The sequence below is a fragment of the Bacillus lumedeiriae genome, from assembly GCF_044891285.1.
In the GTDB taxonomy this organism is placed as follows: Bacteria; Bacillota; Bacilli; order Bacillales; family Domibacillaceae; genus Pseudobacillus; species Pseudobacillus lumedeiriae.
Genome location: NZ_JAUIYO010000002.1, coordinates 130,918 through 143,509, shown reverse-complemented (window position 1 = coordinate 143,509; position 12,592 = coordinate 130,918). Strand labels below are relative to the sequence as shown.

Genomic DNA, 12,592 nt, shown 5'->3' with positions numbered 1-12,592 from the left:
TCACGGAGAAAGCTTATATTCCCCATGAGTTCTTTCTCCAGTTTCTCCTCTCCCTTTGCCTTCTGTCTAATATAGACGTAGAAGGGCCCTGCCGGATGATCCAGCAGGGCTTTTTTTAGGAATTAAATGACTAGAACCCTTAGGTCCCCTTCTTATGCTTACCGAAACGAATGAAACCATTTGAGCTTTTGTCTATTCATTAAGATCCTGCACTTGTATGTTTTTGTCATTTTGCACAGAAACTAAAAAGACTTTTTGAAGCCACTTTTCGTTTATATAAAGCTGGCCATCATACGTCTGCAAGGCCTTTTCATACAGTCCATAATGTTCTTCATTTAAAATAAAACGGTTTTGACCAGGAGAAAAACGAAAGGTGTTATATCCTCGTTTGACGAGCAGTGACTTGTCATCTGCTACTTCCTTTATTTCGTATCCAAGGGCCTGCGTTGTTTCCATAAACGGAAAGAATAACTGACCGTCCTGTACCATCGTTTGTAGGTTCGTTTCCTTTCCATTTATAATCACTGAACGTGAATCGTAAAAAAATAACGGCTGAAATCGTTTGTTTGCATTTTTATTTTTAGCAAAAAAAGAAGTATTCAGCCCCTTTACAGCCGAAAGTGTATCATCCAGCTGTTCAGCTGTGATCGGCCCTTTTGTTAAGCCGAAAAGAAGGTTCTCCCATTCCTCCCTTTCTTGATCTGTAAGCTGTTCATTTAACTGGTTGTACATGATCTTCACCTTTTCTGAACCAACCGGGCGGTCAAGCTTATAGGCAATCATTACGTAGCCAAGCCATTCTTCGCCCTCCTTAAAGTGATAATTTTGCATCACTGACTTTGTAATAAAGGCTTCCATGAGTTCGGCAAATTGCCCACTGTTCTTGACAATAATCAATCGGTCAGATGAATAAGCAGGATGCTCATTTGTCAAAATAATGACGGCTTGATCAACTAATGCTTGTTGGAAAAGGTGAAGTTGCTGCTGATCCAAGCCGCTTTTCGACTCTCCATAAACGACTAACTTTTCTTTTGCCTCCAGCTGCTTTAATGGTGTCGGCTGCCAATATAGCTCCCCAGGATTTCCTGTTCCTTGAAACAGATAATAATCAATGAGATCTAATTTTTTCACTTCAGATGCTCCTAAACTTGAAAACCACATTCCCTTTCTTATCTTTTCATCTGTGAGATGGAGAATTGTATGACCTACTTTCGCTTCCTTAGACTTAATAAACCAATCGGACAGGACAAAAGCAAAATGGAAAGCAGGCATTTTAATAAAATAAGAAATAGATAACCTTTCTCCTTTAGGAACGATGTTGACACTTTGCCCTCTAAATGCACATGTACCTTCCTTCTTTTGACATGATGCTTCTAAAGCGCTGGCGGGCATAACAACAGACAACGGCTCCTCAGCTTCCAAGCCTGTAAATGTATGTTTGATGAATAAGCCCTTATCATGATGTTCTAATTGAATTTCCTGATTCACTCGTATGTTTGGAAAAGCTTTAGATGTTTTTTCATAGCCTATCCATTGCATAAGCAATATTCCCCCGGAAATAGCTATTAAGAAAACGATAAAAAAAAGAGATTTTTTTAGCATGTAATTCTCGCCTTTTCTAGTCAATTCATCCTAATTATAGAATAGCAAATTTGGCCTGTAAACTACGATTTATAGATACTTTTATGTATACCACACGCTCACGCTTCTTTTCTTGAGCTTCCTTTTCTGTAAAGGTACAATAAGAATGGCTCTAAAAAGATTTACCTACAGAAACGGGGGACTCACTTTGATTCAGCGCTTTATAGAACTTGGAAAAGGTTATTCAGACGTATATGAATTGATTGAACTTGCTCATAACAATAAACATCGGTTAATGCATATGATCGCTTTACATTCAGCAGCAGACGGCCGGGCTATGACTTCTCTGGCCATTATCCTTTCACCAACAAATGTGGGCGATTTTCAGCCTATTTACATCTGTCGGGAAGGGATACCTTATCCACACGATACACCAAACAAACGCTTTGATTTATTCAAAGAGACGGCGGAGGCACTCGATCGATCGGTTATTCAAATGGATGTCAAACCATCTGCTTCCTTTGCAGAAACAGAGCTTTATTTTCATTATTTAATTGGCATCCTGCGGCTTAACCATTTTTTAGCCCCTATGAATTAGACAAACAAAAAAAGGCTGACTCAAAAGCAAAATGTCCGACCCCACATCCGCAATATACTGAATACTTGGGTGATCATCATCCTCCGTATACAGTATATCGCGAGTGAGGTCAGGCCCTTTGAGTCAACCTCTTCACATGCCAATTTTATAGTCGTATTCCTTTGCTTTATCCGGTTTCGAATTTTCATACTCCGTTTTTAAAAACGGCTTAAAAGACGGCTCCACATCTTTAACAAACGATAACAGCTTAAGTTTCTCTATTACCTCTTCTAGCTCACTCTGATTACAATACACAACTGCATACTTCATGCGCTTTGATACATAGTGAACATTTCCATACTTTCGCAACGATTTAGCTGGCTTTATATTATGCAGCCATACAATAACAGCTTGTCGATCAATAAACATACTCTCTCCCTCTGAATCGATATTGTAAGAAAAGCGGAGACTCGGCAGGCATAAGACGGACCGCCAAAGTGGCGTTCTTTGCCACACAGGTGTGACGGCTTATGACCTTCGAGTCTGGCCGCTGCAGCCAGGCAAAGAAAAGCGGAAGCATCTGCCCCACACTCAGGCCGAACAGCCGCAGCCTCCACCTGTTCCACAGCCCCCGCCACAGCTAGAACCCAATGAGAAAAATGGATCACCGGTTGGAACTTTAATTCCCTTCGACACAGCCTGGCCAATAAGGACACTGATTTCATCAAGCAGTGTCTGCATCTCTTTTTCAGCTATCCGAAAAGCGGCCACGTTTTCGTCTAAGTCCATTTCCCTTTTGGCTTCTCTAACTTCCTTCATCACCCTGCTGTAATCAGGATGATAGCGGCCAAACCGCTGTACTTCCTCATACTGCTCTTTCAATCGGCTAAAACGATGAATTTTCTGTTTCGTGACAGGATCTGTATATAAAAGAAAGTAGCACGACTGATACTTTTGAGCGACATCCGATTCAAGAATCATTTGTGCAAGCTGTTCAGCACGTTCTACTGTTTTAATTTTCTCCATTGTAGCTGTAAGCAAATAGCCCACCTCCATTCCCCTATTTTAACATATTATTTCTTAAAAAAAACTATTTATGGGATGGATACGGTAAACGACTTTTCATAACCGAGCGGACGATGCTTCTCATCCGTTAATTTAATATCGATCCGATGCTGTCCAGAGTTCAATCCCTTCACAATAAAAGCTGCTGTATGATAGGTATGATAATGCTTTCCATTCACATAGACAGCAATTTGGCCCTTTTCTTGAGATTTTGTCCCATGATTCGAGAAAGAAACACCAGGCACAACTAATTCTACAAATACACTGTTTCCTCTTAATAAATGTTTGACGGTCCAATTTTTTTCCGTACCTTGCGCCTCTGCCTCATGCATTGAAGCAGAGGGGGATATTATCGTTTCCGGTTTCGGAAGATCTTGCCTACACCCTATAAGAGAAATTACTGCCGCAATTATCATCAACCATTTCATTGCCCACACTCCTTTTCGAGTAGTGTGCGCACATTTCATTCATTTTATTGATTATTTTCATTCATTTCGCTCGTTTTTGCTTCAGTGTCAGTTGCTGGTTCATTCGCCGCGGACGATTGAGGAATTTGGGATTGCATCATATACATCAAGGCAGAGGCCACTTGCAGCCCATCATTCAAACGCCCTAAACGATCAGGAAATGTCTTTTTATGATATTGCAAGCTGGCCCCCTCAAAACTGCTGATTCGTTGGGGATTACGCCCTAACAGTCTATACCAAGATGGCTCCCTTCTTAAATATTCATGCCAGTCTTTATTTTTTCTTATCATTTCCATTATTTCTTGCCTCATTAGCGTTCTCCTCTTACTAAGGTAGTCATCATTTTGCCTTCGTCTTCTCTTTTTCAGCCCTCTGCCTCACTAAATCCTCTATATATATTTGTACGATTTCCAACATTCCCTGTACCTCAAAAATAATATTGCTCCACTTTTTTCCGTCTAAAGATGCTACTGTTTCCAGCAACTTACTAAACCACGCCTCGGTATTCCCCTCTTGTTGCGGTCCTTTGCTCTTTTCATCCTCTTCTGTCCATGCTTCTTCCTCTAAAAAATACCACTCTTCAAAAAGCTGCTGTAACGTCTCTTGCCGATCCTGTACCTTCTGTTTTAAATCGGGACGCCCCTCCATAAACTCCTTAAACTCCCTTACCTTTGGATGCAACGAATGATTTTTCATCCTTCATCCTCCGCCCGCCAGATTTGCTACTATTACATTATGGAACAACAGCAAAAAAGTGAAAAAATATTTTAACAACCTAAAAAATGATATGATAAAGAAAAGCGAAGCCAGCGACAAGCGTATAACAGACTGACGAAATGGCGCCTTTCAGCCATACAGTCAGACTGGCATATGACCTCGAGCTCCAAGGAAACGCAGCTGAACAAAGAAAAGCGAAGAGTGCTGAAAGGAGAAACAGATGAAGGAAAAAATTTATTCATTAATCGAACAAAGCATGCAGCAGGCAAATGAAGAGGAACTACATGTGTTAGAACAACTGCTGGAAGGTTATTTAGAGAAAATAGAAGGAAAAGGAACTTACATAGGCCGGCTTTTACAAATGGAAAGAAAGGCTGCGGATGCTTCCTGCGAGATCCTCATGCCGGTCACCGATCTGTCAAACAACTCCATTGGTATCGTCCATGGAGGCATAACAGCTACGTTACTCGATTCTGCTATGGGTTCTGCTGCCTATACCGTCACTCCTGAAAACTATGCACTCGTAACATCTAATTTAAACATTCATTATATTGCTCCCGGAAAAGGAGAGCACTTAACCGTAAAAGCCCACGTCATACATAAAGGTTCAAAAACAATCATTGTCGAAGGAGAAGTACTAAGGGATGATGGCAAAAAAGTGGCTCATGCGACAGGAACCTTTTTCCTTTTGAAAAAAAGTAAGACAAAAAGCAGCTGATCATTGAAACAGCTGCTTTTCAAATTATTTTGCGATGAAATTTTGTGTATAATATTTACGATAAACCCCTACTCCTAAAAAAGTAAAGTCTTTTTCCAGCAGGGCCTCACGATGATTTTTTGAATTTAACCATCCTTCTATAGCAGCGGGGCCATCTGTATAATTAGCTGCTATGTTTTCACCGGCAAGTTGATAAGCAATGTTAGCTGCTTTCAGCCGGTTACCTAGATCGCCCGCAGATGGAGATTCGTGTGCAAAGTATTGCTTTTCATACATCTCTTTACTATGATTTTTAGCTACTTCAGCGGTTTTCTCTTCCCATGTTACTTGTTTCAAATGATGCTTTTCCCGTATGATATTTGTCAGATCTAATATTTGCTTTTCACTGCCCTCTTCAATTGCCCGCCAGGCAGGGTCAGTCAGTTCTGGATCGACCGGCAGTTCTCCTCGATAAACCATTTCATAAGGCCGCTGTTTTATTAAATAATCCTTTGTTAAATAGCGTACACTCGACAACGTACCCGTAAATTTATCAATGTATAATTGCGCATAAATATCTCCCAGCCGAACAATCGGCCTAATATTAAAATCTTCTTCCGATAACTCGAGACGATACGTCCCCTCTTCATTTGTAATAACTACATCCATACGAAGATCATATGTTTGAAAAATATCTTTAACGGGCTGCCCGATTTTGAAAGGAGAAACATCTGCTTCACCAGCGGCATATGCAGTAACTACTTTATTATTTTCTACTCCAAACTGTACATATTGATCAACGTCTTTATAGATCCACCATTCATATCCATAAGCTGAAGGATCCTTTCTGGCAGGCTCACCCTTTGCTTTTCGTAATAAGGGGGCTTCTTTGCCAATATACATTCCAGCACCAGATGTCAGCTGTTCTACAACTGGAAGCGATTTGTTCGTTTCTGCTAACTCTTGTTCTACGTTCATATCGCTTTTTGCAGGATTTAATGCCGCGGAGTTGTGCAGCACCTCTTGTTCTTCTTTCGCCTGATTGAAATAAATTCCTGCTATTAAAATAATAGACATGACCACCAGGATTCTGATGACTGACCGCAATAGATTCCCCCCTTTCATTCCCGCCCGCTGACATTATTACCGGATATTACTCACATTATAACATTATGCACGCATTGTATCACTCACTGCAATTGATTAAAAAATATTGTCTCACTTTCTTCTTTAAATGGAGCAGTTGTGTAAAGGAAAATATTTGTATGTTTCACCTCAATTCATTGCAAGAAATGCTTTTTTCGACTATTATTAATATGGAGCAACAGGCTAAAAATACGAAGATATACTGAAACAAGCTAAGAGATTCAGGAGGGATTTTTTCATGAAGTTTGAAAACGTGGGGTTAGAAAATTTACGAATCGATTTTAACCGATTGAACTATATTTGTAATACGCACAAACTAGTTCACGCCGGTCAATGGGATTATGAGCGAGTAACGTTTGACCGCAGGTTCGATCTCAAAGAAGGTACATATTATTTACGTGTTTTCGGATATGCTGTTGAAGGTGACATTGGTGCTTCAGATGCAGTGATTCAACTAATGACGCCCCAATTAGGCAAGTATTACTATCCACATGGCGTGGAATATGGCGAAGACGAAGTATTCCCGTCATCTCTAATAGAAACATGCGAGAAAATTCTCGTAGAGATTAAAAACGAAGCAGAACAATTTACACTTTAATAACGAGGCAAAAAAGCGCATGAAATCATCACGCGCTTTTTTTATCTTGCTATATTCCAAGAATAGCCTTTATAACCGATGTCGTTTCGCCGCCTTTATAAAATACATATAGAAGCAAATAAACAGCTACGCCTGTGATCGCCGTAAAAAACCAAATAATACTTGTAACAGGACCTAACTTTCTATGCTTTTCCAAATTATTTTTTAAGCCTAAGACAATCGTAACGATCCCTAAAACGGCACCGACGGTAGCCAGAGTGATATGAAAAATCAAAAAGATGGTGTAGTAAATTTTTATACTCTCCGGCCCGCCAAAAGCAGTGTTGCCGATAAAAACAGTCCTGCTTGCATAAATAACAAAAAAGATAACAGCAAAAACAGCAGCCATGAGCATCGTTTTTTTATGCTGTTCAATTTTTCTTTGTTTAATTTGTGCCCATCCAATGGCAACTGTAATGGCACTAAGCACAATAAATGTCGTGCTAATGGTAGGTAAAATCGGTAATGACATCTTTATTCCTCTCTCCCGTACATAATCCATCTAACTAACATGAATGAAAAGGAAATGCAGCTAGTCATTTCCTTTTCATCTTCACTTTGTGTAGTCCGTCTGATGGCGCATCATAGCAGATGCCTCCATTTTCTCCGTTTCTTCCTTATCTCTTTGAACCCATTCAAAAAATACAAAGGCAAGCATACATCCGTACACGATTTCTTGAATAATTTTCATAATTACGCCGCCAAGCTGTTGATCTTCTATAATCGGCATGCTTGAGAAAAGCTCTGGTCCGCTTAAGTTCAATTGCTGCAAAGTGCCGGTTGGAACACAAAGAGCCATCGCCTGAAGCCAAGAACCTGCATCACTATATGTTGCATATACTGGGTCCGTGGCAAATATGATCAACCCACAAGCAGGAGTTAATAAAATGCCGTCCGCAAAAATATAACCAACTTTTTTAAGTCCGCTTAATCTCTTACCATCCGGCATGTCATTTACTAACGGCCACCACATAAAGAGGGCAAACATAAACAACCCAATCGTGTATAGACTGTGAAGGAACATGCTCATTTTAATATAATCAAAAACGATGGGCAAATGATAAATGGAAAACAACCCATTAAACAAAACTAAAGCGATAAGCGGCTTTGTGAAGAAGTTAAACACTGGCTTAACAGCACGGTGATTAATTACTTTCTTCCAAACCCACCATGGAACACCTCGTAAAAATAAAGGCGCTACGACTAAATAAAGAATAGCCATTTGAATCATATGATATGTAAACATAATATGACCAAGCAAATCAACCGGTGAGCCTTTAACTGCATATAACACCAATATCGATGTCACAAATAAAATCGCCTGGCGTTTCGTTAATGGTTCACTGCCTTCAAATTTATTTCTCCACTTTATTGTTACTAAAAAGTAGAAGGCGGTGACTAAAATTAACAGCAGTAAAAAATAAGGACTCCACAATGCTTGAAATCCAAAAATCCTAATCGGCATTTCATTTCACCTCGATATTATTTTCAATGCCCTATTTTCATTATACCTTTCTCGATTTCCTCTATCAATGTTATCAATTGACAAGTTGATGACATCACGGAAAGTGTATCATCAGGATTCAAAAAAAACCAGTTCTCGAAAAGAGAACTGGTTTTTTAAAAGTATAGAAGGATTCATAACCGTTAAAGCTAATATAATGATTACCACCAGATGATCGTCATAAAAGCTAACACAGTTACGAATGCTACTGTAATGCCTGACCACATAAATAGTGAAGGTGCTTCATGACCCTTTTCACTCATATGCATGAAATAATACAGTTGAAATCCAACTTGGACAACTGCTAAAAGCAGAATGAAAGGAATAACAAAAAATTTAGAGAAGCCTGCTCCTACCGCTACGAAAGAAACGACAGTAAAGAAAATCATTAAAGTAAACGTTGCTACCTGCATTCTCATATGCTCTGCATTTTTCTTACGGCGGTAATCATAATTAAGCCTTGGGTTGTTTGAATTCGATTGATTATTTACCATCAATTATCCCACCATTCCCATTAAGTATACTACCGTAAAGATAAATACCCATACAACGTCAATGAAATGCCAGTAAAGGCTTGCTAAATAAAATTTAGGCGCATTGTAAAGGCTTAATCCACGGCCAGCATTACGGACCATTAGGAGAATGAACCAAACAAGACCGAAAATAACGTGGGCACCATGGAAACCAGTTAACGTATAGAACGCAGAACCAAACGCACTACTTGTAAATGTATGATTATACTCATGGTAATAATGATTAAATTCGTAAAGTTCACATCCTAAAAAGCCAAGACCGAGAACAACAGTAATGAACAGCCAAAGCTGCATTTGCTTAAAGTTGTAGTTTTTCATGTGATACATCGCATACACACTTGTCAATGAGCTCGTTAATAAGAGCATTGTCATGACAAACACGAGCGGAAGTTCGTATAAATCTTTTGCCAGCGCATGATCTGGGCTTGGCACTTTATCTTTCAATGCAATATAAGTAGCGAAGAGAGAGGCAAATAGAACCGTCTCTCCGCCAAGGAAGAACCAAAAACCTAAAAATTTATTCTTTCCTTCAAGTGTTGCTTTTTCAGGTGATTCAGGCCATGTTTGGGGTGTATATTTTTCTTCAGCTTGCATTATGCCTTAACCCCCTTGTCATCATTTTCCTCAATTAAATCTTCTTTATGAATATGGAAGCCATGATCGTCTTTTAGTGAACGATAAGCCATAGCACCAAACGCAAGAGCCAATCCGCCGATTAACACTGGAATTGCCCATGCTTTGTCGTCTACATGATACATCGCTCCGAAAGCTGCGATGAAAAAGCCCAGCGAGATAACGAATGGTGTGAATGAACCATTTGGCATATGAATATCACCGATCGGTTCGGCTGGCGTCATTGTTTGCTTGCCTTCCATTTTCTCTAACCAGTAAGGGTCAAGTCCACGGACGAGCGGCAGTTGCTTAAAGTTATAGAATGGCGGCGGTGAAGCAATTGCCCATTCTAACGTGCGGCCGTCTCCCCATGGATCGTTGCCGACTTTTTCATTTTTAACCGAAGTGATCACTATATTCACTAATAATGAAATGACACCTACTGCCATGAATGCTGCTCCGATGGAACTGATCAAGTTTCCTGTATCAAGCCCTTGACCAGGAAGGAACGTCCAAACACGGCGCGGCATTCCCATTAAGCCTAAGAAATGCTGGATAAAGAATGTTAAATGGAAACCAATGAAGAAGAAGAAGAAAGTAAATTTACCAATTCCTTCGCTTAACATTGTTCCGAACATTTTTGGCCAGTAAAAATGAACACCCGCTAATAATGCTAGTACGACACCACCAACGATAACGTAGTGGAAGTGGGCCACAATAAAGTAGCTGTCATGGTATTGATAATCCGCTGGAGCTACCGCTTGCATGATCCCTGTTACCCCACCAGCTACGAAAGATGGAATAAAGGCAACAGCATAAATCATCGGCACCGTAAACTTAATGCTGCCTCCCCACATCGTGAGAAGCCAGTTAAAGATCTTAATACCTGTAGGTACAGCAATTGCCATCGTAGCAACTGCGAAAATAGCGTTAGCTACTGGACCAAGTCCAGTTGTAAACATGTGGTGAGCCCACACCATGAACCCAAGGAAACCAATTAATACTGTTGCGAATACCATGGATGAATATCCGAACAAACGCTTTCTTGAAAACGTTGAAAAAATTTCCGAGAAAATACCGAAAGCCGGCAAAATCAAAATGTATACTTCCGGATGTCCGAAGATCCAGAAGAAGTGTTCCCAAATAATTGTGTTACCGCCAGCTGCGACGTTAAAGAAATTAGCGCCGAACATGCGGTCAAACGTTAACATGAAGATTGAAGCAGTCAACGGCGGGAACGCGAACAAAATTAGTGCAGAAGCAACAAATGTTGTCCATGTAAACAAAGGCATTCTCATGTACGTCATACCAGGGGCACGCATGTTAATAATCGTGACAAGGAAGTTGATTCCCCCCATTAACGTACCAAAACCGGAGATCTGCAAACCTAAGGCATAGAAATCAATTCCATGGCCTTCTGAAGCAAGTGATAAGGAAGCATAAGAAGTCCAGCCTGCATCAGGTGCTCCGCCAAGGAACCATGATAAGTTTAAAAATAATCCTCCGAAGAAAAACAACCAGAAACCAAGTGCATTAACGAATGGGAATGCTACATCGCGCGCTCCGATTTGAAGCGGCATGATCGCATTCATAAAGCCAAGCAGCAAAGGCATTGCTGCTAAGAAAATCATTGTCGTACCGTGCATAGTAAGCAATTCATTAAACAAGCCCGCGCTGACAAAGTCATTGTTTGGTACAGCCAGCTGAGCGCGTATCAGCATCGCTTCTATGCCGCCCAACAGGAAGAAAATCCCACCGGCAATCAGATAAAGAATTGCAATTTTCTTATGGTCTACTGTTGTTAAATAGTCCCAAACCGTACTTGCAAATCCTCTTTTTTGTGCAATGGTACTCAACGGTTTTACCTCCTTCTTTTTCTTCTATCTCTTTATTTTCCTTCTACTTTCAAGCTCATTAAATACGCTGCTAATTGGTCAAGCTCTGTTTCGCTTAACTGCTTATAAGTACCTGTCATTTTATTGCCCGGTTTATATTTTTCAGGATCACGAATCCAGTTTTTCAACTCTTCCTCATTATGATCCAATATACCAGCAACACGTGTACGCTCACCGAATGTAGCTAAGTTCGGCGCAATTCGTGCCTGCTCAGGACGTGCATCCTGCGGGCTTACTGCATGACAGCTCAGACAGCTTTGTTCAAAAATCTTTTGTCCTTCTGCTGCAGCCGTATCAGTTGGAGCAGCTTCTTTCGCTGTTTGCATAGCATTTAGCCATTGTTTAAAGTCATCTTGAGACTTTGTCTCCACTTTAAAGTCCATTAACGCATGGGACGGACCACAAAGCTCAGCACATTTTCCGTAGAACAGATTGTTCACTTCAGCTGCTTTTTGACTGTCAAAGTGCAGCCAGAATCTGTTCACGTTATCTGTGTTTGTATCGAGCTTCCCTCCGGCAGCCGGAATCCAAAATGAATGTTTTACATCAGATGCGATCAAATTAAAATATACTTTTTGATCTGTTGGAACAACTAATTCCTGAGATGTGATGACTTTATAGTCAGGGTACTCAAACTCCCACCAGTAAAGATTTGCACGCACATTAACGACAAGCGCGTCACGTACACCATCTTTATTTGGTTTTTTATCCATTTCCTTTACATCAGCTTGGTGGAATGTGGCTGTAACTGTCGGTACAGCAAGAATCAGTAAAAGGATAATAGGAATAACTGTCCAGATGATTTCAAGTAAATGACTGCCTTCCACTTGTTTAGGAATTTTGTTTTCATCGCCTTTTTTGCGGCGGAAGCGGGTAATGGCAATAACGAAGATTATAGTAACGACAACAATAACCGCTACCATGATGACCGTACTTAGAATCATCAAGTCATATTGCTGTTTAGCCACTTCACCGGCAGGTGTCAGTGCGGAAAGGAATGGCTCACCACAGCCTGACAACACGAGTGCCAACACGGCAAAGACTGATAGAAGACGCCATTTAGTTAGCCTATCTTTCATAGCTTAATTAAACCCCTCTTTCTTATGAATTTCTGCAACGATATGAGCTTATATATGGATTTCTTTGACAAGAAAGAATTCC

Annotated in this window: 16 protein-coding genes; 3 read left to right on the top strand and 13 right to left on the bottom strand. The window is 40.4% G+C overall.

The window, feature by feature from the left end; translation table 11 throughout:
• Positions 1-192 precede the first annotated feature (192 nt).
• The gene (locus QYG89_RS04255; protein ID WP_404314917.1) at positions 193-1,602 is read right to left on the bottom strand and encodes a stalk domain-containing protein; all 1,410 of its coding nucleotides are present in this window, start codon (positions 1,600-1,602) and stop codon (positions 193-195) included.
• Positions 1,603-1,789: 187 nt separating this feature from the next.
• Between QYG89_RS04255 and QYG89_RS04250 the strand changes: the two genes are divergently transcribed.
• Positions 1,790-2,179 carry a DUF7147 family protein gene (locus QYG89_RS04250; protein WP_404314915.1) on the top strand — a complete coding sequence of 130 codons (390 nt, stop codon included), beginning with the start codon at positions 1,790-1,792 and terminating at the stop codon, positions 2,177-2,179.
• A gap of 132 nt (positions 2,180-2,311) precedes the next feature.
• Here the strand turns inward: QYG89_RS04250 and QYG89_RS04245 are convergent, their stop codons facing one another.
• From QYG89_RS04245 to ylbD, 5 genes are all read right to left on the bottom strand, one after another.
• A complete protein-coding gene (locus QYG89_RS04245; RefSeq protein WP_404314913.1) occupies positions 2,312-2,587 on the bottom strand; it encodes a YlbG family protein in 276 nt (91 codons plus the stop codon).
• Positions 2,588-2,749: 162 nt separating this feature from the next.
• Complete coding sequence (locus tag QYG89_RS04240; protein WP_404314910.1) at positions 2,750-3,214, bottom strand: YlbF family regulator; 465 nt, start codon at positions 3,212-3,214, stop codon at positions 2,750-2,752.
• A 38-nt stretch (positions 3,215-3,252) separates the two neighbouring features.
• Positions 3,253-3,651 (bottom strand): hypothetical protein, encoded by a 399-nt coding sequence (locus tag QYG89_RS04235; protein WP_404314908.1) that lies wholly within the window; start codon positions 3,649-3,651, stop codon positions 3,253-3,255.
• Positions 3,652-3,695: 44 nt separating this feature from the next.
• Positions 3,696-4,001, bottom strand: coding sequence for a YlbE-like family protein (locus QYG89_RS04230; RefSeq protein WP_404314905.1), 306 nt, complete (start codon positions 3,999-4,001; stop codon positions 3,696-3,698).
• 28 nt (positions 4,002-4,029) lie between these two features.
• Positions 4,030-4,386 carry a spore coat protein YlbD gene (gene ylbD / locus QYG89_RS04225; RefSeq protein ID WP_404314902.1) on the bottom strand — a complete coding sequence of 119 codons (357 nt, stop codon included), beginning with the start codon at positions 4,384-4,386 and terminating at the stop codon, positions 4,030-4,032.
• 241 nt (positions 4,387-4,627) lie between these two features.
• Here ylbD and QYG89_RS04220 point away from each other — a divergent pair, with 241 nt between their 5' ends.
• The gene (locus tag QYG89_RS04220) at positions 4,628-5,125 is read left to right on the top strand and encodes a PaaI family thioesterase (RefSeq protein ID WP_404314900.1); all 498 of its coding nucleotides are present in this window, start codon (positions 4,628-4,630) and stop codon (positions 5,123-5,125) included.
• A 24-nt stretch (positions 5,126-5,149) separates the two neighbouring features.
• Here QYG89_RS04220 and QYG89_RS04215 read toward each other — a convergent pair whose 3' ends face one another.
• Positions 5,150-6,211, bottom strand: coding sequence for a CAP domain-containing protein (locus tag QYG89_RS04215; protein WP_404314898.1), 1,062 nt, complete (start codon positions 6,209-6,211; stop codon positions 5,150-5,152).
• Between the two features lie 277 nt (positions 6,212-6,488).
• On the opposite strand from QYG89_RS04215, the gene QYG89_RS04210 reads away from it, so the two are divergent.
• Positions 6,489-6,848 (top strand): YugN family protein, encoded by a 360-nt coding sequence (locus tag QYG89_RS04210; protein WP_404314896.1) that lies wholly within the window; start codon positions 6,489-6,491, stop codon positions 6,846-6,848.
• A 49-nt stretch (positions 6,849-6,897) separates the two neighbouring features.
• Here the strand turns inward: QYG89_RS04210 and QYG89_RS04205 are convergent, their stop codons facing one another.
• From QYG89_RS04205 to coxB, 6 genes are all read right to left on the bottom strand, one after another.
• The gene (locus tag QYG89_RS04205; RefSeq protein WP_404314894.1) at positions 6,898-7,359 is read right to left on the bottom strand and encodes a DUF420 domain-containing protein; all 462 of its coding nucleotides are present in this window, start codon (positions 7,357-7,359) and stop codon (positions 6,898-6,900) included.
• A gap of 81 nt (positions 7,360-7,440) precedes the next feature.
• Positions 7,441-8,352: a cytochrome c oxidase assembly factor CtaG gene (ctaG, locus tag QYG89_RS04200; RefSeq protein ID WP_404314892.1), complete on the bottom strand. Its 912-nt coding sequence runs from the start codon at positions 8,350-8,352 to the stop codon at positions 7,441-7,443.
• Positions 8,353-8,552: 200 nt separating this feature from the next.
• Positions 8,553-8,885, bottom strand: a complete 333-nt coding sequence (ctaF, locus tag QYG89_RS04195; RefSeq protein WP_404314890.1) for a cytochrome c oxidase subunit IVB — start codon at positions 8,883-8,885, stop codon at positions 8,553-8,555.
• Positions 8,886-8,888: 3 nt separating this feature from the next.
• Positions 8,889-9,518 carry a cytochrome (ubi)quinol oxidase subunit III gene (locus tag QYG89_RS04190; protein ID WP_404314888.1) on the bottom strand — a complete coding sequence of 210 codons (630 nt, stop codon included), beginning with the start codon at positions 9,516-9,518 and terminating at the stop codon, positions 8,889-8,891.
• Complete coding sequence (gene ctaD / locus QYG89_RS04185) at positions 9,518-11,392, bottom strand: cytochrome c oxidase subunit I (RefSeq protein ID WP_404314886.1); 1,875 nt, start codon at positions 11,390-11,392, stop codon at positions 9,518-9,520. Before ctaD ends, QYG89_RS04190 begins: the two co-directional genes overlap by 1 nt.
• A 32-nt stretch (positions 11,393-11,424) precedes the next feature.
• Entirely contained in the window at positions 11,425-12,510 is a 1,086-nt protein-coding gene (coxB, locus tag QYG89_RS04180) for a cytochrome c oxidase subunit II (protein WP_404314884.1), read from the bottom strand.
• Positions 12,511-12,592: the final 82 nt, after the last annotated feature.